Source organism: Sphingomonas palmae, from assembly GCF_900109565.1.
GTDB classification, from domain to species: domain Bacteria; phylum Pseudomonadota; class Alphaproteobacteria; order Sphingomonadales; family Sphingomonadaceae; genus Sphingomonas; species Sphingomonas palmae.
In genome coordinates, this window is record NZ_FNZZ01000002.1 from 404,292 (window position 1) to 426,709 (window position 22,418).

Sequence of the window (22,418 nt, forward strand, 5' to 3'; positions counted from 1 at the left end):
TACAGGAACATCAAGAGAACACGGGCGGGATCAGGCGTCAAGGTAGCGGTGGAGGAACGCGATCGTGCGCGACCATGCGAGATCGGCGGCGGCCTTGTCGTACCGCTGCGCCGAGGTGTCGTTGTTGAACGCGTGGTCGACGCCCGGGTAGGTGTAGGCCTCAACCGGCTTCCCCGCCGCCTTCAACGCCGCGACCCACGGCTCCCCGGTCTGCGCGACGCGCGCGTCCTTGCCGGCATAGTGAAGCAGCAGCGGCGCGCTCACCTTTACGGCCTCGGCGGGATCGGGTGCGGGACCGTAGTAGGCTATACCCGCGCTCAACCGGTCGCCCGCCGCAATCGCGACGCGGTTGACGAGTGCCCCGCCCCAGCAGAAGCCGATCACCCCGACCCGCGTCGGCGGCGTGCCCGTGCCCGCGAAATGCCGCACGGCGCCCGCGGCCTCGCCGACTATCGTGTCGAGGTTCGCCGCTCCGATCATCTCGCGCGCGCGGTCCTCGTCCGCCGGCGTGCCGCCTTCGTCGAAGAGGAAGTCAGACGCGACCGCGAAGAAGCCGGCGAGCGCGACGCGCCGCGCGACATCCTGGATGTGCGGCGTCAGCCCGCGGTTCTCGTGAAACACCAGCACGGTCGCGGTCGGGCGCTTGCCGCGTGGGGCGGCGATATAGCCCTTGATCGGCTTGCCGCCGGCAACGGGTATGCGTGCGTTGGGGAAGGTCTTGAGCCTTTTGTCGTCGGGCGCGACGATCGCGGCGGTGGCGGGGGACGCGGCGATGCCACCGATCAGCACCTCGGCGGCGAGCGCGCTGCCGGTCAGCAGCGTCATCTCGCGCAGCAGCGTGCGTCGGTCGTGGTGCTCGTGGGTGAAGCGGTCGTAGATCGCGACCGCGCGGTCGCGGATGTCGTCGGTCATGCTCGTCTCCTGCGCGTCGTGCGAGAGACTAGCCGCGCACAGGCAATTGCCAAGCCGCTAAACCGGACGGGTCAGGCCTTCTCCAGCGTGCATTGCAGCGGATGCTGGTGCTGGCGTGCGAAATCCATCACCTGCCCGACCTTGGTCTCCGCGACCTCGTAGGAGAAGACGCCACACACACCGACGCCCTTCTGGTGGACGTGGAGCATGACGCGCGTCGCTTCCTCTGCGTTCATGCGAAAGAAGCGCTGCAGGCACAGCACGACGAACTCCATCGGCGTGTAATCGTCGTTGAGCATCAGCACGCGGTACGGCGTTGGCTTCTTCGTCTTGGCGCGCGTCCGCGTGGCGATGCCGACCCCGGTGCCTTCGCCATCGGAGTCGTCACCACGCCGCTCGGCCATGAGCAGCGGTGTCAGGGATCGTTGATCGGTCATCACGCGCACGTCGCAAAATATGGCAAGCCGGCGCCCGAGGGCAAGGCCCGCGGACACGAAAAGGGCGACCGGGCATGTCGCCCGGCCGCCCCTTCCAACATTCGATCGGCAGATCAGGCGGCGGTACGCACCTTCTCGGCCGCAATCGCGACGCGGTTCTGGATCGGCTGCGCGATCTCGCCGACAAGCTTCAGCGTCGCCTCGGTCGAGCGCGAGGTCTCGGCGACCAGCGCGTCCATCGAGGTGCGCAGATACTCGCCCTGCAGCTTGAACAGGTCGGCAGGCGAGCGAACCTCGGCCATCGACTTGAGCGTCTGCACGGTCGCGTCGAACGACTGCTTGGCGAAGGCGGCGCGCGCCTGCGCCATCGCTTCCATGCCCTTGAACGCAACGCGGGTCGACTCGACCATCGCCTCGACGTTGCCCTGACCGAAGGCGGTCATGTCGTCGAACGCCTGCTTGCCCTTGCCCATCGCGCCCTCGGCCTTCGCCTGCATCGTCTCGGCGGTGTTCTGCATCGTGTCGGTCATAATATGGTTCTCCTGGCTGGCGGGTGCCGTCGTTGCGGCGGTCGGTTGGTCGTCGCTGGGATGGGGAGCGTCCGTCGTCGACGTGGCTTCGTCGATCGGCAGGTGCGCGATGGCTTCGATGACTTCGTCGATCGGCTTGTCGGCATTCGACGTTGCCGAAACCGGCTCAACGCCAGCGGCGAACGGCACGGCTACAGCCCCGCTCTTGGACGCACGCGATGTACGCTTCGGCTTGATGGTCGACTCGGGCAAGACGCTTCCTCACCTATCCTTGCTGCACTGCACAATAGCGAGCGGAAGCGGCCGGTTCAAGCCTATTGTGCAGTGCAGCAAGGAAAATCAGCGCTGGCGCACGTAGCTCCCCGGCGCAGGCTCGATCGCTGGCAACGCGCCCCGGCCCGGCTGACGCGCCCCGGCCGCCTCCACCATCTCGGTGCCGCGGCTGCGTAGCCAGGCGATCCAGTCGGGCCACCAGCTTCCCTTCGTCTCGCGCGCCCGTGCGACGAAGTCGGCGAGCGTGTCGGGCGGTGCCGCATCGTCGTCGAGCGTCCAATGCTGGTATTTGTTGGCGGCGGGCGGGTTGACCACCCCGGCGATATGCCCCGACCCGGCGAGCACGAAGCGCGTCGGGCCGCGGAACTGCCGCGTCAACTCCCATACGCTCTCCGCCGGCGCGATGTGATCCTCGCGCCCCGCCTGAATGTAGGTCGGCGTCTCGACGCGCGTGAGGTCGAGCGGCGTGCCGTTCACCGACAACCGGCCGGGCTCGACCAGCAGATTGTCGCGGTACAGATCGGTCAGATAGCTGTGGTGCCAGCCTGCGGGCAGGTTGGTCACGTCGCCGTTCCAGTGGAGCAGGTCAAAGGCGGCGTAATCCTTCCCCAGCAGGTAGTTGTTGGTGACGTAGTTCCAGATCAGGTCGCGCCCGCGCAGCAGATTGAACGTCGCCGCCATGTAGCGCCCGTCGAGGAACCCCTCGGGCGACAGCGAGCGGATCAGCGCCAGCTGCTCGTCGGTGACGAAATGCTTGAGCTCGCCCGCGTTGGCGAAATCGACCTGGGCGGTGAAGAAGGTCGCGCTCCTGACCTTCTCCGCCTCTCCGCGCGCGGAAAGATAAGCGAGCGTGGCGGCGAGCGTCGTGCCCGCGACGCAGTAACCGATCGCGTGCACGTCCGCGACGCCCAGCAGGTCGCGGATCGTATCGACTGCATCGATCTGCGCGGCGACGTAATCGTCCCAGGTCACGTCGGCCATCGACGCGTCGGCCGACTTCCACGACACCATGAACACGCTGACGCCCTGCTCCACCGCCCAGCGGATGAAGCTCTTCTCCGGCGAGAGGTCGAGAATGTAGAAGCGATTGATCCACGGCGGAAAGATAACCAGCGGCGTCTCCAGCACCTGCTCGGTCGTCGGCGCATAGTGGATCAGCTCATAGAGGCGCGTCCGCTTCACCACCTGCCCCGGCGTGGTGGCGAGGTTTCGGCCGATCTCGAACGCGGTCTGGTCGGTGTGGGTCAGTTGCCCGCGACCGAGATCGGCGACGAGGTTCTGCATCCCCTTGACCAGGTTCTGGCCGTTGGTGGCGAGCGCCTCCTGCATTACCTGCGGGTTGGTGAAGGGAAAGTTCGACGGGCTCATCGCCTCGACGAAACCGCGCGCGGCGAAGCGCAACTGCGCGCGCTGTACCTCGTCGACGCCGTCGAGCGCGTCGACGCCGCGCATCAGGTGATCGGACAGGAGCGCGTAGCTCTGCCGGATCCAGTCGAACGCCGGTGTCTGCCAGCTCGCGTCGGCGAAGCGCTTGTCCTTTTCCGGCGCGCGCGCGGCCTCGCCTGCGGGAGCCACGAAGCGTTCCCACAGTCCCAGCTGGTCGCGCCAGAAATCGGCCACCTGCCTTGCCGCCTGCCCCTGCGCGACGCCGGGCAGCGCCTTGCTCGCCTCGACCATCGCGGTTTGCGCCTGCGTCATCAGCGCGGTCCACTGCTCGACCGCCAGCGCGGCAGGCGACCTGGTTGCGCCGTCTCCGGTTCCGGCGCTGCTCGATCGATCGGCCACCCGCGTCTCTCCCGTCTGTTGCCTGCCCGCGTTGCTTATCTTTGCCGCCGCGAAGCAGAACCGCATTTGGTATCTAGCGGCGTTCACCTTTATAGGAAACGTGCGAAAGGGAGCATGATGTCCGACGAATTCTACCGCATGAAGCGTCTGCCGCCCTACGTGATCGCGGAAGTGAACGCGATGCGGGCCGCGGCGCGCGCGGGCGGGGAGGACATCATCGACCTCGGCATGGGCAACCCCGACCTGCCCCCGCCCGACCACGTGATCGACAAGCTGGTTGAGGTCGCGAAGAAACCCGACGCGCATGGTTATTCGGCATCGAAGGGCATTCCGGGCCTGCGTCGCGCTCAGGCGAATTATTACGGTCGCCGCTTCGGGGTAGACGTCGATCCCGAGACCGAGGTCGTCGTGACGATGGGATCGAAGGAAGGGCTCGCCAGCCTCGCCACCGCGATCACCGCGCCCGGCGACGTCGTGCTGGCGCCCAACCCGTCCTACCCGATCCACACGTTCGGCTTCATCATCGCGGGCGCAACGATCCGCGCGGTGCCGACGACGCCCGACGAGCGCTATTTCGAGAGCCTCGAACGCGCGATGAACTTCACCGTGCCGCGCCCCAGCGTGCTGGTGGTCAATTACCCGTCGAACCCAACCGCGGAGGCAGTCGACCTCGCCTTCTACGAGCGGCTGGTCGCCTGGGCGCGCGAGAACCAGGTGTGGATCATCTCCGACCTCGCTTATTCCGAGCTGTATTTCGACGGCCGCCCAACGCCGTCGATCCTGCAGGTCAAGGGCGCGAAGGATGTCGCGATCGAGTTCACCTCGCTGTCCAAGACCTATTCGATGGCGGGCTGGCGGATCGGTTTCGCGGTCGGCAACAAGACGCTGATCGCGGCGATGACGCGGGTGAAATCCTATCTCGATTACGGCGCGTTCACCCCGATCCAGGCAGCCGCCTGCGCGGCGTTGAACGGTCCGCAGGACATCGTCGAGAAGAACCGGCAGCTGTATCATAAGCGCCGCGACGTGATGGTGGAGAGTTTCGCACGCGCGGGCTGGGACATTCCCGCACCCCCCGCGAGCATGTTCGCCTGGGCGCCACTGCCGCCCGCGCTCGCGCATCTGGGCAGCCTCGAATTCTCCAAGCAGTTGCTCACCCACGCCAAGGTCGCGGTCGCGCCTGGTGTCGGTTACGGCGAGAACGGCGAAGGCTTCGTGCGCATCGCGATGGTCGAGAACGAGCAGCGGCTGCGCCAGGCGGCGCGCAACGTGAAGCGCTACCTGCAATCGATGGGCGTCAACACGCCCGGCCGCGTTAGCGTTTGACGCGCTTGAGGTACGATGAAGCGAGCACCTGCGCGGTGAGCGGATCGTCCACGCTGCCGCAGGATCGGCTCGGACGATGACGGTCACCCCGCTCTATTCGCTCGCCGGGGTGCTCGTCGGCATGCTGGTCGGATTGACCGGCGTCGGCGGCGGGTCGCTGATGACGCCGCTGCTGGTGCTGCTGTTCGGCTTCCACCCGACCACCGCGGTCGGCACCGATTTGCTCTACGCCTCGGCGACCAAGGCGGTCGGGACGGGCGTCCACGGATCGCGCGGCACGGTCGCCTGGCATGTCGTTCGCCGGCTGGCGCTCGGCAGCATTCCCGCCACGCTCGCGACGCTGCTGGTGCTCAGCCGCGTGCCAAAGAGCGATCAGACCAGCAGCGTCATCGCGCTGATCCTCGGCGCCGCGCTGGTTGCGACCGCGGTGGCGCTGTTCTTCCGCCAGCGGATCGTCGCGCGGCTGGCACCCCGGTTCGAGCGATTGCCCGCCCACCGGCTGGCACAGCTGACCACCTTGCTGGGCGTGGCGCTGGGCGTGATGGTGTCGCTCACCTCGGTCGGGGCGGGTGCGCTGGGCATGACGGCGCTGCTGATCCTGTACCCGCATCTGCCGGTCAAGCGGCTGGTGGGATCGGACATCGCGCACGCGGTGCCGCTGACGCTGATCGCGGGGCTGGGGCATTGGTGGATCGGATCGGTTGATGTCGGGCTGCTCGTCTCGCTGCTGCTCGGATCGGTGCCCGGCATCATCACCGGCAGTCTGATCGCGACGCGGGTGTCTGACCGCGTCCTTACCCCCGTGCTTGCGGTTACGCTGGCGATCGTCGGCGTGAGATTGCTGTTCTGATGCGCGCCACGCCCCTCTTGACCCGCCCCGGCTTCGCTTTCTCGACGCTGTTCAAGGTCCGCTACGCCGAGATCGACGGGCAGAAGATCGTCTTCAACTCGCGCTATCTCGAATATGCCGATGTCGCAGTGACCGAGTTCTGGGACTGGACCGGCATCGCCGAGGCGGTTGAGGAGTGGCGGCACACCGAGTTCAACGTGCGCCGCGCCGAACTCGATTACCTCGCCCCCTTCCGCCTCGGCGACGAGGTCGAGGCGTTCGTGCGGATCGAGAAGCTCGGCACTACCAGCATCACGAAGCGGTTCGAACTGGCGAACCCCGCAACCGGCACATTGTGCTGTGCGATCACGATGGTGAGCGTTCACGTCGATCTGGCGAGCGGCCGTCCCGTGCCGCTGCCGCCGGCGATCCGCACGTACCTGGAGCGACTGCCGACCGGCGTCAGCTAGCCGCCTGCTCCTCGACGTCGCCGGGCAGCGCCCAGTGCAGGTCGCCCTTGCCAAGCGCGCGGCCGTCGTGGCTCAGCACCGCGACCTGCTGGATCGGACGCCCGTCGCGCACGTCGACCAGGATCGGGAACGCCGGGCTGCCCGTCTCCCAGCGCTCGCCCCATTGCCTGAGCGCCACCATCGCGGGCAGCAGCGCGAACCCCTTGTCGGTCAAATTGTAGACGATCTTGCGCCGGTCCTCCGGCACGCTGGCGCGCGCCATGATGCCGTGTTCGACGAACCGCGCCAGCCGGTTGGCGAGGATGTTGCGCGCGATGCCGAGTTCCTGCTGCAGTTCCTCGAAATGGTGCAGCCCGTTGAAGCTGGCGCGCAGGATCAGGAACGCCCAGCGATCACCCATCAGCTCCAACGCCGCGGGCAGCGAGCATTCCGCCAGATTTTCACGCACTTGACCCATCACGCATCCTCTTCGCAGCCCAGCCTAGCTCAACGTCAAGGCGGGCTGAACCGCTTTTCAAGTTCTCTGACATAGGTTCGTGATCGCAACTCGCATATGCGAGTTTCTGCTTGAAACTGTTTATGGAGGAGAATAAGTAGCGATTCGCAACTTCTTTCAACGGAGCCTCCCCATGATCCGTCGTATCGCTTCCGCCGTCATCGCCACCGCCGCCATCATCGGGGCGACCGGCGTACAGGCACAGGTGCCGGGCTATTACGTCGCCACGCCGATCGCGAAGGTCGCGAAGACCCGCCTGATCACCCGCTCGACGCTGTGGTCGCAGCAGAACGGCGCGTTCGTCGCGATGCGCGCGCCCGAGCGCGACACGGTGCTATGCCAGCTGGTCGCGCGCGATGTCGGCGGGCTGTCCTCGTTCGTCGTCGGCGGCAAGGCCTATGACGCCGCGCAACTCGACAAGTGCAACGGCAAGGCAGGCCTTGCGGCGCAGAGCGTCGCCGCCAACTGATTAACACCGTTTACGCCATCGCGGCGCCCTCTCCAGCCGCGAGATCGTGAGCCCTGGTCGCAACTCCCGCGACCGGGGCTCTTTTTTGCGCGCTCGATCAGCCAGAGCGAAGCAATTGTGTTGCAAAGCAGCAGCCAATCATCCCATCGTAGCATTGTGCTCAGACAGTACGAACTGGTCGACCGGGTGCTCGACTACGACCCCGACGCCAACGAGGCGATGCTCAACCGCGCCTATGTCTTCTCGGTCAACGCGCACGGAACGCAGAAGCGCGCCAATGGCGACCCGTATTTCAGCCACCCGATCGAGGTCGCGGGCATCCTGACCGAGCTTCATCTCGATGACGAGACGATCGCCACCGCGATCCTCCACGACACGGTCGAGGACACGGTCGCGACGCCGGAAGAGATCGAGCGCATCTTCGGCGGCAATGTCGCGCGGCTGGTCGACGGCGTGACCAAGCTGTCGAAGATCGAGGCGCAGACCGAGAGTGAGCGCGCGGCGGAGAACCTGCGCAAGTTCCTGCTCGCCATGTCGGGCGACATCCGCGTGCTGCTGGTCAAGCTCGCCGACCGGCTCCACAACATGCGGACGCTGCACTTCATCGCCAAGCCCGAGAAGCGCCGTCGCATCGCCAAGGAGACGATGGACATCTACGCCCCGCTCGCCGAGCGGATCGGGATGTACGAGTTCATGAAGGAGATGCAGACGCTCGCCTTCCAGCAGCTCGAGCCCGAGGCGTACGAATCGATCACCAAGCGGCTGGCGCTCCTGAACGAAGGCGGCGGCGATCGTATCGCCAAGATCGGCTCGGGCCTGCACCTGCTGCTCGCGCGCAAGGGGATCGAGGGCGAGGTGTCGGGGCGGCAGAAGCACCCGTACAGCATCTGGCGCAAAATGCAGGAGCGCCACATCAGCTTCGAGCAATTGTCTGACATCATGGCGTTCCGCGTCATCGTGCCGACGGTCGAGGACTGCTACAAGGCGCTGGGCATCATCCACGGGCGCTGGCCGATGGTGCCCGGGCGCTTCAAGGACTTCATCTCGACGCCCAAGCGCAACGGCTACCGCTCGCTCCACACCAGCGTGATCCATGCCGAGAACCGTCGCATCGAGATCCAGATTCGCACCGAGGAAATGCATGCCGAGGCCGAATACGGCCTCGCCGCGCATTGGGCATACAAACAGGCCGGCGACCACGCCGCCCCCGCCGGACCCGACAACCGCCCGAGCTGGATCGCCGACCTGGTCGAAATTCTCGACAATGCCGAGACGCCCGAGGAACTGCTCGAGCATACGCGCATGGCGATGTACCAGGACCGCATCTTCGCGTTCACGCCGAAGGGCGAACTGATCCAGCTGCCCAAGGGTGCGACGCCGATCGACTTCGCCTACGCCGTCCACACCGATCTGGGTGATCAGGCGGTCGGCGCGAAGATCAACGGCCGCGTCGTGCCGCTGCGTACCCCGATCGAGAACGGCGATCAGGTCCAGGTTCTGCGCAGCAAAGCACAGGAGCCGCAGGCGAGCTGGCTGTCGTTCGCGATCACCGGCAAGGCGCTGGCCGCGATCCGCCGCCATCTGCGCATTACCGAGCGCGAACAGTCGATCACACTCGGGCGCAAGCTGTTCGACGACATCGTCCACCGCTTGCCCGCGACGCTCGCAGCCGACGCGATGACCCATGCGCTCGCGCGGTTGAAGCTGCCCGACGAGGGCGCGCTGATGCAGGCGATCGCGCGCAAGACGCTGACCGATCAGCAGGTCATGGAGGCGCTGATGCCGGGTTCGGCGGGCGCCGATGTCGCGCACGCGCCGCAGTCGAGCGCGATCTCGATCGAGGGGCTGGCGCCCGGCGTCGCCTATGAACTGGGCACCTGCTGCCATCCGGTGCCGGGCGACCGCATCGTCGGGTTGCGCCGCCCCGACGCGTCGATCGAGGTGCACGCGATCGATTGCGCGACGCTCGCCGATCTGGCCGAACGGTCGGAGGAGGAAACCGACTGGATCGACGTCAAATGGGGCAACAAGACCGAGGGCGCGACCGCGCGCATCTCGGTCGAGGTCAAGAACGAGCCCGGCACGCTCGGCAGCCTCGCCACCATCATCGGCCAGCACAAGGCCAACATCATCAACATCCGGCTCGACAGCCGCGACACGCAATTCCACACCAACACGATCGACGTCGAGGTACACGACGCGCACCAGCTGATGCGGCTGCTCGCCGCACTTCGCGCCGCCGACATGGTGAACGCCGCCGAACGCGTGTGAAGCGCGCACGACGGGAGACGTGTCTTAGCCTCTTGCAACACCGGCGCGGAGGGTTAGGCTCACACACCTGACCTTTCTCGCGCACAGGATGCACCCGCATGGATCGCCGCTCTTTTCTCGCCGCCGGAACCGCGACCGCGGCGCTCAGCGCACTGCCCTTCTCGCGCGCGATCGCGCAGACCGCCGGCGCCCCCGCGGCTGCCGCAGCCGCGCCGGGTGACGCGAAACTGACCGCCGCGTTCGACCGCGTGCTGGCGCAGACGGTCGCCAACTCGCCCGAGTTCGCGACCTCGCTCGGCTTCGACAAGGGTGCCAACGCGCACCTGCGACACGAATTGAGCGACAACGGCCCCGGCGCGCTCGCCAAGGATCTGGCGCTCTACAAGCAGATGCGCGCGGAGGTTGCCGCGATCGACCCGAACACGCTGTCGCCGCAGGCGAAGATCGACCGCGAGGTCGTGCTCTACAACATCGATTCGCAGATCGTCGGCCCGGAACGGTTCGGGCTCGGCTCGCCGCAGGGCCCCTATCCGATCACGCAGCAGGACGGCGTATATTTCTCGCTTCCCGATTTCCTCGCCTCGACCCACCCGGTGCAGACCGCCGACGACGCGGAGGCATATCTCGATCGCCTGTCGCTGATGGACCGCCAGCTCGACGGCGAGAGCGCGGTGCAGCGCGAGCAGGCGGCGAAGGGACGCGTCGCGCCCGATTTCTCGATCGACCTGACGCTCGGGCAGATGGCGAAGCTGCGCGGGGTGCCGGCGGGCGAGAACGGGCTGGTCCAGTCGCTCGTCACGCGCGCGAAGGCGGCGAACCTGCTCGGCGACTGGCAGGCGCGCGCGACCAAGATCGTCGAGAGCCAGGTCTATCCCGCGCTCGACCGGCAGATCGCGCTGATGAAGCAGCTGCGCACCGGCGCGCGCTCGGCCGCGGGCGTGTGGGCGATCCCCGGCGGCGACGCGATCTACGCCGCCGCGCTCGCGCAGGCGACCACCACCACGCTGACGCCCGACGAGGTGCACCGCATGGGGCTGGAGCAGGTCGCCGACCTGTCGGCGCAGCTCGACACGATCCTCAAAGGTCAGGGCATGACGCAGGGCAGCGTCGGCGCACGGCTCGACCAGCTCAACAAGTCGCCGGCGCAGCTCTATCCTGACAGCGATGCGGGCCGCGCCGCGCTGCTCGCCAGCCTGAACGAGGGCGTGAAGTCGATGCAGGCGCGGCTGCCACGCGTATTCAGCAGCCCGCCCAACGCGCCGCTCGAGATCAAGCGCGTCGACCCCTCGATTCAGGACGGCGCCCCGAACGGTTATTACTTCCGCGCGCCGCTCGATGGCTCGCGCCCGGCGATCTACTGGATCAATCTGAAGAGCGTCGGCGACTGGCCCAAGTACACGCTGCCGAGCCTGACCTACCACGAGGGCGTGCCGGGGCATCACCTGCAGATCTCGACCGCGCAGCGCGCACCGACGCACCCCTTGCGCAAGATCGCCTTCTTCAACGCCTATCTGGAAGGTTGGGCGCTCTACGCCGAGCAATTGGCGGACGAGATCGGTGGCTACGCGACGCCGGTCGAACGCGCGGGGTACCTGCAGAGCTTCCTGTTCCGCGCCGCGCGGCTGGTCGCCGACACCGGCATCCATACCAAACGCTGGACCCACGCGCAGGCGACCGATTACTTCGTCAACACGGTCGGCTTCGCGCGTGGACGCTCGCAGCGCGAGGTCGAGCGCTACTGCGTCTCGCCGGGGCAGGCATGCTCCTACAAGATTGGACACGCCGCATGGCTGCGCGCGCGCGACAATGCCAAGCGGATCGCGGGCGCAAAGTTCGACATCAAGCACTTCCACGACGTGCTCGAATCGGGCGCGATGCCGCTGTCGATGCTGGAGCGGATCGTCGAGGAGCGCGCGCGCTCGGTCGCCTGATCGGTCGTGGCGGGGCCGGGCTCACCCGCGCCCCGCTTGCAACCCTCTCCCCTCCTCCCGCATTGTGACCGGATCGGGAGGACCACCATGCGTTATCTGTTCGCCGCTACCGCGCTCGCCGCGGGCACCATCGCCACGACCGCGACACCCGCGGTCGCCCAGTCGATCTCCGCCAGCGACAAGGCGCAGGGCGCACAGGCGAACCCGCAGCTGCTCGCCGAGTTCGGCGGCGCCTATGACGGGCCGCAGGCCGCCTATGTCGAGCAGGTCGGCAAGCGCGTCGCGGTGCAATCGGGGCTGTCGAACGCGCAGGGCGACTTCACCGTCACCCTGCTCAACTCGCCGGTCGAGAACGCGTTCGCGATCCCCGGCGGCTACATCTATGTCACGCGACAGCTCATGGCGCTGATGAACTCGGAGGCCGAACTCGCCTCGGTGATGGGCCACGAAGTCGGCCACGTCGCCGCCCGCCACTCCGCCGGGCGCAACCGCACTGCGTCGATTGGCGGGCTGCTCGCCGGCGTCGTCGGCGCGGTCGCGGGCAACGGTGCGCTGGGGCAATTGGTCGGCCGCGGCGCGCAGCAGGCCGCCTCGCTCTACACGCTCAAATACGGCCGTGATCAGGAATATGCCGCCGACGGGCTGGGGGTGAAGTACATCACCGCCGCGGGCTACGATCCCTACGCCGCCGCCGACATGCTGGCGCAGCTGAATGACGAGACGGCGTTGCAGGCGCGCGTCGCCGGGCGCGATGCGAACGCGGTGCCGACCTGGGCCTCGACGCACCCGAACGGCGCCGACCGCATCCGTCGCGCCCGCGCGCTCGCGCAGGCGACGGGACGCAGCGAGCCGGCGGCGCAGCAGGACACCGCCTTCCTGCGCCGGCTCGACGGGCTGCGCTACGACGACGACCCCGCGCAGGGCGTGATCGACGGGCAGACGTTCCGTCATCCCGCGCTGCGTGTTAGCTTCACTGCCCCCGCGGGCTATCAGATCAATAACGGCACCGACGCAGTGACCGTATCGGGCAGCGGAGGTCAGGCGCAGTTCCGCACCGCTGCGGCGACCAGCGACCTGCCCGGCTTCATCGCGCAGCGCTTCTCCAGCCTGGGCGCATCCGCCAGCGGCGAGGTGCGGACCGGACGTACGAACAACATCGCTTACGCTTACTCAACCGTCGGCGCATCGGCGAACGGTCGGGCCGTTGACGCGACGATCGTCGCCTATAGCTTTCCCAACGCCACCTACAATTTCACGCTCGTCACCCCGCGCGGCGCGGGCATCGGCGCGTTTGAACCTCTGATCGAGAGCCTTGCACCCTTGAGCGCCACCGAGGCCGCGGCGATCAAGGGCAAGCGCATTCGCGTTGCGACCGTCAAGGCCGGCGACACGGTCGATAGTCTCGCACGGCAGATGGCGTACCCGAACTACCAGCGCGAGCGGTTCCTGACGCTCAACGGCCTTGGAGGCGACGCGCGCCTTACCCCCGGCATGCTGGTGAAGCTGGTGGTCGCGGGCTGATCCGCATCTGACGAACGGCGCGCGGCGCGGGGCCAGCCGCACGCGCGCCTTTGCGTTCGCGCCAACGGTGCTTTACCCGAGCGACCATGTCCCGCCCGCTCGCAAACCACGCCGTCGCCCGCCGCCCTGCCATCTCGGTCGTCATCCCGTGCTACAACGAGGAGGCGACGCTGCCGCTGCTTCACGCGCGTGTGTCGGCGGCGGTGCGCGGCGTCGTCGGCGACGATCACGAGATCGTGCTGGTCAACGACGGCTCGCGCGATGGCAGCTGGGGGGCGATGCAGCGGCTGGCGAGCGAGGATTCGCACGTCGTCGCGGTCAATTTGTCGCGCAATCACGGTCACCAGCTGGCGCTGACCGCGGGGCTCGACCTGTGCGCGGGCCAGTATATCCTCATCATCGACGCCGACCTACAGGACCCGCCCGAGCTGCTCGGCGATATGTGCGAGGCGATGGCGCGCGAGGGCGCCGACGTCGTCTACGCGGTGCGGCGCAAGCGGCAGGGCGAGACGTTGTTCAAGAAGGCGACTGCCGCGGCCTTCTACCGCGTGCTCGACCGCGTCACCGACACGCCGATCCCGCTCGACACCGGCGACTTCCGCCTGATGACTAGGCGCGCGCTCGACGCATTGCTGTCGCTGCCCGAGCAGGCGCGCTTCATCCGCGGCATGGTCGCCTGGGTCGGCTTCCGCCAGGTGCCCTTCCCCTACGACCGGGCCGAGCGGCACGCGGGCGAGACCAATTATCCGCTCGGCAAGATGGTGCGGCTCGCGCTCGACGCCGTCACCGGCTTCTCGACCGCGCCGCTTCGCTGGGCGAGCCATTTGTCGGTGGTGCTCGCGGGCGTGTCGCTGCTGCTGCTGTTCTACATCGCCTGGGGCTATTTTGCGGGCGACCGGGTGCAGGGCTGGACCTCGACCATGCTCGTCGTCGTCGTGCTGAGCTCGATTCAGATGTTCGTGCTCGGCATGATCGGCGAGTATCTGGGGCGGCTCTACATCGAGGCGAAGCGGCGCCCGCTCTATCTCGTCGCCGACATCGCGGGGCCGGTGCACGGCCGCGCGACGCTGGGGTTCCAGGCGGAGGCGACGATAGTCCCGTCGGAGCAGGTCGCGGGCGAGCGCGTTGCGTAAGTCGCGCGGCAAGCCGGACAGCGCAACACGCTTTCCCTTTGTGTTGCCGCCGCGCTTGACCTAGATCACCCGGCGCACCGCTTGGGGACTGGATTGGCGACACAACCCGCCTTGTTCGACGCCGGCACCCACGCGCGCCGCTGGGTCGGCGATTATTGCGCGACGGCGGGTGGCGCTGACGTGCTGTGCGGCTCGGGCGACCTCGCCTGGACCGCGATGCTCGAGGAGCTCGCCGCGGTCGCGGGCGACAATCTCGGCCACGCGCGCGAGCGGGTGCAGCGTCACTCGGTCGATATCGGCACTGGTTTCCGCGTCATCGGCGAGGCGAACGAGCGGCCGTGGCCCCTGTCGCCCGTGCCGATGCTGATCGACAGCGACGAGTGGCAGCAGATCGAGCGCGGTGTGGTGCAGCGTGCCGAGTTGCTCGAACTGATCCTGGGCGACCTCTACGGCCCCGGCAATCTCGTGTCGCGCGGGCACCTGCCCGCGGCGCTGGTGACGGGCAGCCCGCATTTCACGCGCCCACTGGTCGGGCTCGCGCCACCGGGTGGCCACCACCTTCACTTCGTCGCAGTCGAACTCGGGCGTGGCCCCTCGGGCGAGTGGCGCGTGCTCGCCGACCACCTGCGTATGCCCACCGGGGCGGGCTACGCGCTGGAGAACCGGCTGGCGGTCAGCCGCACGCTCGGCGGTCTGCAGGCGCGGCTGAACGTGCGCCGCCACGCGCCCTTCTTCGCCGCGTTCCGCGATGGCCTCGCCGCCGCGTGCCGGCGCAGCGACCCGCGGATCGGGCTGCTGACCCCTGGCCGCTACAACACGAGCTATCCCGAACAGGCGCATCTCGCGCGCTATCTGGGGCTGCTGCTGGTCGAGGGCGACGACCTCGCCGCGCTGGAGGACAAGGTCTACGTTCGCACGATTGCGGGGTTGAAGCGGATCGATGCGCTGTGGCGCCGCGTCGACCCGCGGTTGTTAGACCCGCTCGCGTTCGACAGCCATTCGCGGATCGGCGTGCCCGGGCTGATCGACGCTTATGCGGCCGGGAACGTCGTGCTCGCCAACGCGCCGGGCGCGGGCGTGCTGGAGAGTGCAGCAATGGGCGCATTCCTGCCGCAGCTGTGCACGCGGCTGACCGGAGATGAGTTGCACCTGCCGCAGATCGCGACCTGGTGGTGCGGCCAGCCGTCCGAGTGCGCGCACGTCGCGGAGGAGCATCGCTCGATGCTGCTCTCCTCCGCCTTCGGCAGCGCGACGCTCGGCCTGCCGGGCGAGCGCGCGGTGGCGGGCAGCGATCTGGACGACGAGGCACGCACGCGCTTCCTCGCCGACCTCGACCGGCGCCCGCAGGATTATGTCGGTCAGGAGGTGGTACGGCTGTCGACCATGCCGGTCGTCGTCGGCGACGCGCTGGTGCCGCGTCCCTTCACGCTGCGCGTCTTCGCCGCGCGCGACGGCGAGGGGCGATGGCAGGTGCTGCCCGGCGGCTTCGCGCGGATCGGTGAGCATGCCGACAATCGCGCCGCGGTGATGGGCGAGGGCATGTGGTCGGCCGACGTCTGCGTCCACGGTGAGGAGCCGGTACCATCACTCTCGCTGCTGCCCGCGATCGATGCGCAGCAGATCCGGCGCAATCCCGGCACGCTGCCGAGCCGCGTCGCCGACAATTTCTTCTGGCTCGGCCGCTATCTGGAACGCGGCGAGGCGCTGTTGACCGCGATCCGCGTCATGCTGGGCAATTCGATCGACGCCGACGCCGGTGCGGCGCTCGGGCTCGACACGGTAGCGCGGCTGGTATCCGAGATCGTAGCGAGCGGCGCCGCCCCTGCCCCGCCGTCGCTGCGCCGCGCCGACCTGACGCAGTTCGCGCGCACCGCGATGGAGGCGCCCGAGTGGCAGTCGGTGCGCACGATCAACGGTCACACCAACCGGATCGCCGGCGGCTGCCGCGACCGGCTGTCGGCCGACATGGTGCGGCTGCTCGACGCGCCGTTCCCGACGCATCGCGGGATGCTCGACCGAGCGGGCTCGCTCCAGCGTCGCTACGCCGCGATCGCGGGACTGTCTGCGGAGCATATGGGGCGCACCGCGTCGTGGCGGTTCCACGATCTGGGTCGTCGGATCGAGCGTGCTGGCGCAATCGTGCGCGCAGGCCGCGCGTTCGGCATGGTTGGCGGCAGCCAGGATGACGTGTCGACGCTGCTCGACCTCGCCAACAGCCAGATCAGCTACCGCCAGCGTTACCTGACCGGGGTCGCGCGCGTGCCCGCGATCGACTTGGTGCTGCTCGACCCGAGCAATCCGCGCGCGCTGGCGTTCCAGGTCGAGGCGATCGGCGAGCACCTGTCGGCGCTGCCGGTGCTGGGCGACGACGGCATGGCCGAGCCGCAGCAGATCGAGGCGACCGAGTTGAAGGCGCTGGTCGCGACCGCGCGTGCGGCGACGATCGATGCCGACCTGCTGAGCGAGGTCGAGCGACGCCTGGCGCGCATCTCCGACGCGGTCGCGCGGCGATATTTCCTGCAAGGTGCGGAGCCGCTGCGCGCCAGCGGGCTGACGTTGGCGTGATTTACGACATCGTCCATGTCACGCGGTTCGACTACGGCAACGCGGTCAAGTTCGCGCGCTGCAACCTGCGGCTGCGCCCGATCGACTGGCCGGGACAGACGGTCGAGGAGTACGAGCTGCGCGTCAGTCCGTTCGGGCGCACCTACGCCGCGGTGGCGGAGGCCGGGCTCGCGAACGTCACGCGGCTAGTCGTCGAGCAGCCGGTGCGGCGGCTGACGATCGAATCGATGGCGCGCGTGCGGGTCGATCGGCTGGTGCCGGTGCCCGGCGATGGCGACCCGACGCTCGAACAGATCGCCGCGCTCGCGCGCTCATCGAGCGATCTGTCGGCGGCGAGCCCGGCGAATTACCTGTTCCCCTCCCCGCTGATCCCGCTTGACCAGGCGATCGCCGATTACTGCGCGCCCGACCTGCCGCCGACGTGCGGGTGCCTGGAGGCGGGCATCGCGCTCGCGCGGCGGATCCAGCGCGATTTCGCGTTCGACGCGACCGCGACGCTGGTCGACACGCCCCCGCACGAAGCCTTCGCGAAACGCCGCGGTGTGTGTCAGGATTTCGCGCAGATCATGATCACCGGGCTTCGCGCCGCCGGGCTCCCCGCCGCCTATGCCTCGGGTTATATCCGCACGATCCCGCCGCCCGGTCAGGAACGACTGGTCGGCGCCGATGCGACGCACGCCTGGGTGCTTTTGTGGTGCGGACCCGATCACGGCTGGGTCGGGCTCGATCCCACCAACGGCATCTGGATGGCGGGCGATCACGTCGTCGTCGCGGTCGGGCGCGACTATGCCGAGATCGCGCCCGTCGACGGCGTCGTGCTCGGGTCGGGCGCGCAGTCGATGGAGGTCAGCGTCGACGTCGCCCCCCAGGAAATGCCGGCGAGGCAAGTGCCGGCGTGATTGCACTCATCACCAACCTGCCCCACATAGTCGGGTAACACACTCAACGGGGAATAGATGGCCGATCCGTACCAGACCTTGGGCGTCGCGCGGGGCGCGTCCGAGGCCGACATCAAGAAAGCGTATCGCAAGCTCGCGAAAGAGCTGCACCCGGACCGCAATAAGGACAATCCCAAGGCGTCCGAGCGGTTCAGCCAGGTAACGAGCGCGTACGACCTGCTGACCGACAAGGACAAGCGCGCGCGCTTCGACCGCGGCGAGATCGACGGCGACGGCAACCCGGCCGCGCCGTTCGGTTTCGGTGGCGGTGGCATGGGCGGCGGGCCACGTCCCGGCGGGATGGGCGGCGGCTTTCAGGGGCAGCAGTTCGACTTCGGCGGCGAAGGCGCGGACATGTCCGACATCTTCGAAGGGCTGTTCGGCGGACGGCAGGCGGGCGGCGGCGGCTTTGCTAGCGGTTTCGGCCGACGCCAACAGGCACCGCGCGCGAAGGGCGCCAACGTGCAATATCGCCTGCGCGTCCCCTTCGTCGACGCGGCCGCGCTCGCAGCCCAGCGGATCACGCTCGGCGACGGCAAGACGATCGACCTGAAACTGCCCGCGGGCGTCGAGGATGGCACGCAGATGCGGCTGACCGGCAAGGGTGAGCCGGGGCCGGGCGGCGCCGGCGACGCAATCGTGACGATCGAGGTCGTGCCGCACCGTTTCTTCACCCGCGACGGCGACGACGTGCGGCTTGATCTGCCGATCACGCTGTTGGAAGCGGTGCTGGGCGGCGCTGTGAAGGCGCCAACAGTCGAGAAGCCGGTCATGCTGACGATCGCGCCCGGCGCGACCAGCGGCAAGACGCTGCGGCTGAAGGGCAAGGGGTTCCACAAGAAGGGCGGCGGTCGCGGCGACCAGCTCGTCACGCTGATGGTCGACGTGCCCGCCGACGACGCGGCGTTGAAGGCGTTCATCGCCGACTGGTCGCCCGAGGACCGGAACCCGCGCGAGGCGATGGGAGTCTGAGGAAGGGTGACCGATGCAGCTCTTGACACTGACGCACCGCCCTCACTGACGCCGGAGGATCGCGCCCGGCACCATGCCCGCGCGCGCGCGATGGTGTCGAAGGAATATGCCCGCGTGAAACCGGGCAGCACCTTCTTCGAGGTGATGAAGCGAGCCGGGATCGGCGTCTACAACGACGGGTTCATCCACGCCGGCAATCTCGCCTATCTCGCGTTGATGACGCTGTTTCCATTTTTCATCGTCGCGGCGGCGGTGCTGTCGCTCGTCGGGCAGAGTACGGAAACGCAGCGCGCGGTGGCGAGCTTCCTGTCGGTGCTGCCACCTGAATCGGCCGAGCTGCTGCGTAAGCCGATCGCCGACGTGCTGCAGGCGCGGACGGGGTCGCTGCTGTGGCTGGGTGCGCTCGTCGGATTGTGGACCGTCGGCAGTTTCGTTGAGACGATCCGCGACATCTTTCGCCGCGCCTATGGCACACACGCGACGCAGTCGCTGTGGCGCGCGCGGCTGGGTCTGACGCTGGCGATCGTCGCCTCGGTGCTGGTCGCGCTCGTCTCGTTCTTCGTGCAAGGGCTACTGACCGCGGCCGAGCAGTTCATCTACCGCCTGCTGCCGTTCGCGCAGAACGTTGCCGGATGGCTCGGGCTCGCGCGTTTCGTGCCGGCCGCGATCATGTTCGGTGCGCTCTACATGCTGTTCTACTCGGTGACGCCCGGCAAGTACCGCCACAGCGACAATCGCAAGTGGCCGGGGGCGCTGTTCACCACGATCTGGTGGGTCAGCATGACCGCGGGATTGCCGTGGGTGCTCTCGAAGCTGGGCGGTTACGACCTGACCTACGGCAGTCTGGCGGGCGTGGTCGTGATGCTGCTGTTCTTCTACCTGATCGGGCTCGGCCTCGTGTTCGGCGCGCATCTGAACGCGGCACTGGCGGAACCGCCCGAACCGGTTGTAGAGGGGATGCAGGCACAGAATGTAGCAGGGACGGCGACGGCGTGAACGGATTAATGGCGGGCAAGCGCGGGCTGATCATGGGGCTCGCCAACGATCGGTCGCTCGCATGGGGTATCGCGAAGAAGCTGAGCGAGGCGGGCGCTGACCTCGCCTTCTCCTATCAGGGTGACTCGCTTGAGAAGCGCGTGCGCCCACTCGCCGAGCAGCTCGGCTCGAGCAAGCTGATCGACTGCGACGTGTCGGACATGGCGCGGCTCGACGCGGCGTTCGACACGCTCGCCGCCGACTGGCCAACGCTCGACTTCGTCGTCCACGCGATCGGCTTTTCCGACAAGAACGAGCTGCGCGGCAAATACGTCGACACCAGCCTCGACAATTTCCTGCTGACGATGAACGTGTCGGCGTACAGCTTCGTCGCGGTGGCGAAGCGCGCGCGCGCTATGATGGCGAATGGCGGCAGCCTGCTGACGCTGAGCTATTACGGCGCGGAAAAGGTCGTGCCGCATTACAACGTCATGGGTGTGGCCAAGGCCGCGCTGGAAACCAGCGTCAAATATCTGGCGATGGATCTGGGGCCTGAGAACATCCGCGTCAACGCGATCTCTGCGGGTCCGATCAAGACGCTGGCGGCGAGCGGGATCGGCGACTTCCGCTACATTTTGAAGTGGAACGAGCTCAACTCGCCGCTGCGCCGGAACGTCACGATCGACGATGTCGGCGGCGCGGGGCTGTACCTGCTGTCCGATCTCGCGTCGGGGGTGACGGGCGAGATCCACCACGTCGATGCCGGCTACAACGTCATCGGCATGAAGGCCGAGGACGCGCCCGACATCGCGCTGGCGTGAGCGGGCGCGACGCCGCGCTTGGTCAAGCTCCGGGCGACACGGGCATGATCGCGATCGCACCCGCTAGCGGACACGACGTTGCCCCAATCGACGCACTGTTGCGCAGCAGCTTCGCGCGGGCGGAGGAGGCCGATCTGGTCCGCGACCTGTGTATCGCGGGCGACATGGTGCTGATGCTCGCCGCGCATGACGAGGGCACGGGCACGCTCGCCGGAACAGTGGCATTCAGCCGCATGGACGTGGCGGTCGCGGGCAAGCCGATCCCCGCTGTCGCGCTGGCACCAGTGGCGGTCGCACCCGATTACCGCGGTGGAAATGTTGCCGAGGCACTGATCCACGCAGGAATCGAGCGGCTGGAGCAGGAAGGCGTCGTGCTGTGCTTCGTGCTGGGTGAGCCCGCCTTCTACGCGCGGTTCGGGTTCGATGCTGATTTCGCGCGTAATTTCACCTCTCCCTATGCGGGCGATTACCTGATGGCGCTGCCGCTCCAGGGCGGGTTGATGCCGTGCGGGGTGCGCGAACATGCCCATCACGCACCCGCATTTGCCAGATTGTCGCAACCATGAGCTTCAACACCTTCGGGCGCGCGTTCCGCTTCATGACATGGGGCGAGAGCCACGGGCCGGCGATCGGCGCGGTGGTCGATGGCTGCCCGCCGGGGATCGCGCTGACCGAGGGCGACGTCCAGCCGTGGCTCGACCGGCGGCGCCCGGGCACCTCGCGCTTCACGACGCAGCGACGCGAGCTCGACGAGGTGCGCATCCTGTCGGGCGTGTTTGAGGGACGCACGACCGGCACGCCGATCAGCCTGATGATCGAGAACGTCGACCAGCGATCGAAGGATTATTCGGAGGTCGCGCAGGCCTATCGCCCCGGACACGCCGATTACGCCTATGACGCCAAATACGGTTTCCGCGACTATCGCGGCGGCGGGCGGTCATCGGCACGCGAAACCGCGTCGCGCGTCGCGGCGGGTGCGATTGCGCGGCTGGTTGTGCCGCAGGTGCGTATCCGCGCCTGGGTCGAGGCGATCGGCGGCGAAGCGGTCGATCCGGCGAATTTCGACGATGCGCAGATCGATGCCAATCCGTTCTTCTGCCCCGACGCCGCGGCCGCCTCGCGCTGGGAGGAGAAGGTCGATGCGGCGCGCAAGGCGGGGTCATCGCTCGGTGCGGTGGTCGCGTGCGAGGCGACGGGTGTGCCCCCCGGCTGGGGCGCGCCGCTCTACGCCAAGCTCGACAGCGAGCTCGCCGCCGCGGCCATGTCGATCAACGCAGTCAAGGGCGTCGAGATCGGCGACGGCTTCGCTGCCGCGGCGCTGACGGGCGAGCAGAATGCCGATGCGATGCGTCCCGGTGCCGATGGCCCTGCGTTCCTCGCCAATCACGCCGGCGGGATCGCGGGTGGGATCGCGACCGGCCAGCCGATCCGGCTTCGCGTCGCGTTCAAGCCGACCAGCTCGATCCTGAACCCCGTCGAGACGATCTCACGAACCGGCGAAGCGGCGGAGATCGCGACCCGCGGCCGCCATGACCCGTGCGTCGGTATTCGTGGCGTGCCGGTGGTGGAGGCAATGGTCGCGCTGGTGCTCGCCGATCAGGCGCTGCTACACCGGGCGCAATGCGGATGATTGTTGCCATACAGTAATAAAGCTTGCCTCCACGACTACGCCGCCAAGTACAATTGGCTGATGATGGTGGTTGATTCGCACTGATCCACCGCAAGTCTTGGGCGCTCTGCCCATCTTGTCGCACAACCACCCGG

General features: G+C 67.9%; 20 protein-coding genes. 15 read left to right on the top strand and 5 right to left on the bottom strand.

All coding sequences use genetic code 11. The annotated features are described in order from the left end of the window. Positions 1 to 30 precede the first annotated feature (30 nt). The 4 genes from BMW51_RS06460 to BMW51_RS06475 all read right to left on the bottom strand — a co-directional run bounded on the left by BMW51_RS06460 (position 31) and on the right by BMW51_RS06475 (position 3,937). On the bottom strand, positions 31 to 912 hold the full coding sequence (locus BMW51_RS06460) for a dienelactone hydrolase family protein (protein ID WP_093004540.1): 882 nt from the start codon (positions 910 to 912) through the stop codon (positions 31 to 33). 71 nt (positions 913 to 983) lie between these two features. After that, entirely contained in the window at positions 984 to 1,316 is a 333-nt protein-coding gene (clpS, locus tag BMW51_RS06465) for an ATP-dependent Clp protease adapter ClpS (protein ID WP_093005111.1), read from the bottom strand. 146 nt (positions 1,317 to 1,462) lie between these two features. Continuing rightward, complete coding sequence (locus BMW51_RS06470; protein ID WP_143051821.1) at positions 1,463 to 2,131, bottom strand: phasin family protein; 669 nt, start codon at positions 2,129 to 2,131, stop codon at positions 1,463 to 1,465. 87 nt (positions 2,132 to 2,218) lie between these two features. After that, positions 2,219 to 3,937: a PHA/PHB synthase family protein gene (locus BMW51_RS06475; RefSeq protein ID WP_425440972.1), complete on the bottom strand. Its 1,719-nt coding sequence runs from the start codon at positions 3,935 to 3,937 to the stop codon at positions 2,219 to 2,221. Positions 3,938 to 4,054: 117 nt separating this feature from the next. Here BMW51_RS06475 and BMW51_RS06480 point away from each other — a divergent pair, with 117 nt between their 5' ends. The 3 genes from BMW51_RS06480 to BMW51_RS06490 all read left to right on the top strand — a co-directional run bounded on the left by BMW51_RS06480 (position 4,055) and on the right by BMW51_RS06490 (position 6,562). Further along, the gene (locus tag BMW51_RS06480) at positions 4,055 to 5,263 is read left to right on the top strand and encodes an LL-diaminopimelate aminotransferase (protein WP_093005115.1); all 1,209 of its coding nucleotides are present in this window, start codon (positions 4,055 to 4,057) and stop codon (positions 5,261 to 5,263) included. Positions 5,264 to 5,339: 76 nt separating this feature from the next. Continuing rightward, positions 5,340 to 6,113, top strand: a complete 774-nt coding sequence (locus tag BMW51_RS06485) for a sulfite exporter TauE/SafE family protein (RefSeq protein WP_093004544.1) — start codon at positions 5,340 to 5,342, stop codon at positions 6,111 to 6,113. Further along, on the top strand, positions 6,113 to 6,562 hold the full coding sequence (locus tag BMW51_RS06490; RefSeq protein ID WP_093004546.1) for an acyl-CoA thioesterase: 450 nt from the start codon (positions 6,113 to 6,115) through the stop codon (positions 6,560 to 6,562). Before BMW51_RS06485 ends, BMW51_RS06490 begins: the two co-directional genes overlap by 1 nt. On the opposite strand, the gene BMW51_RS06495 is transcribed toward BMW51_RS06490, so the two are convergent. Then, a complete protein-coding gene (locus tag BMW51_RS06495; RefSeq protein WP_093004548.1) occupies positions 6,555 to 7,019 on the bottom strand; it encodes a winged helix-turn-helix transcriptional regulator in 465 nt (154 codons plus the stop codon). The two genes, BMW51_RS06490 and BMW51_RS06495, sit on opposite strands and share 8 nt — an antisense overlap. 172 nt (positions 7,020 to 7,191) lie before the next feature. Here BMW51_RS06495 and BMW51_RS06500 point away from each other — a divergent pair, with 172 nt between their 5' ends. From BMW51_RS06500 to aroC, 12 genes are all read left to right on the top strand, one after another. Next, positions 7,192 to 7,527, top strand: a complete 336-nt coding sequence (locus BMW51_RS06500) for a CC_3452 family protein (RefSeq protein WP_093004550.1) — start codon at positions 7,192 to 7,194, stop codon at positions 7,525 to 7,527. A 156-nt stretch (positions 7,528 to 7,683) separates the two neighbouring features. Then, entirely contained in the window at positions 7,684 to 9,798 is a 2,115-nt protein-coding gene (locus BMW51_RS06505; RefSeq protein WP_093004551.1) for a RelA/SpoT family protein, read from the top strand. Between the two features lie 98 nt (positions 9,799 to 9,896). Continuing rightward, positions 9,897 to 11,729, top strand: coding sequence for a DUF885 domain-containing protein (locus BMW51_RS06510; RefSeq protein WP_093004553.1), 1,833 nt, complete (start codon positions 9,897 to 9,899; stop codon positions 11,727 to 11,729). Between the two features lie 87 nt (positions 11,730 to 11,816). Continuing rightward, positions 11,817 to 13,250: a M48 family metalloprotease gene (locus BMW51_RS06515; protein ID WP_093004555.1), complete on the top strand. Its 1,434-nt coding sequence runs from the start codon at positions 11,817 to 11,819 to the stop codon at positions 13,248 to 13,250. Between the two features lie 86 nt (positions 13,251 to 13,336). Then, on the top strand, positions 13,337 to 14,383 hold the full coding sequence (locus BMW51_RS06520) for a glycosyltransferase family 2 protein (protein ID WP_093004557.1): 1,047 nt from the start codon (positions 13,337 to 13,339) through the stop codon (positions 14,381 to 14,383). A 93-nt stretch (positions 14,384 to 14,476) separates the two neighbouring features. Then, a complete protein-coding gene (locus BMW51_RS06525) occupies positions 14,477 to 16,948 on the top strand; it encodes a circularly permuted type 2 ATP-grasp protein (RefSeq protein WP_093004559.1) in 2,472 nt (823 codons plus the stop codon). Then, positions 16,945 to 17,847, top strand: a complete 903-nt coding sequence (locus tag BMW51_RS06530; RefSeq protein WP_093004561.1) for a transglutaminase family protein — start codon at positions 16,945 to 16,947, stop codon at positions 17,845 to 17,847. Before BMW51_RS06525 ends, BMW51_RS06530 begins: the two co-directional genes overlap by 4 nt. A gap of 57 nt (positions 17,848 to 17,904) precedes the next feature. Then, positions 17,905 to 18,858 (top strand): DnaJ C-terminal domain-containing protein, encoded by a 954-nt coding sequence (locus tag BMW51_RS06535; protein ID WP_093004563.1) that lies wholly within the window; start codon positions 17,905 to 17,907, stop codon positions 18,856 to 18,858. A 90-nt stretch (positions 18,859 to 18,948) separates the two neighbouring features. Beyond that, positions 18,949 to 19,854, top strand: coding sequence for a YihY/virulence factor BrkB family protein (locus BMW51_RS06540; RefSeq protein WP_245708341.1), 906 nt, complete (start codon positions 18,949 to 18,951; stop codon positions 19,852 to 19,854). After that, positions 19,851 to 20,654, top strand: a complete 804-nt coding sequence (gene fabI, locus BMW51_RS06545) for an enoyl-ACP reductase FabI (RefSeq protein ID WP_093004567.1) — start codon at positions 19,851 to 19,853, stop codon at positions 20,652 to 20,654. Before BMW51_RS06540 ends, fabI begins: the two co-directional genes overlap by 4 nt. Beyond that, a complete protein-coding gene (locus tag BMW51_RS06550; protein ID WP_093004569.1) occupies positions 20,651 to 21,220 on the top strand; it encodes a GNAT family N-acetyltransferase in 570 nt (189 codons plus the stop codon). The genes fabI and BMW51_RS06550 overlap by 4 nt, the downstream gene beginning before the upstream one ends. Next, positions 21,217 to 22,284 carry a chorismate synthase gene (gene aroC, locus BMW51_RS06555; protein ID WP_093004571.1) on the top strand — a complete coding sequence of 356 codons (1,068 nt, stop codon included), beginning with the start codon at positions 21,217 to 21,219 and terminating at the stop codon, positions 22,282 to 22,284. The genes BMW51_RS06550 and aroC overlap by 4 nt, the downstream gene beginning before the upstream one ends. Positions 22,285 to 22,418 lie beyond the last annotated feature (134 nt).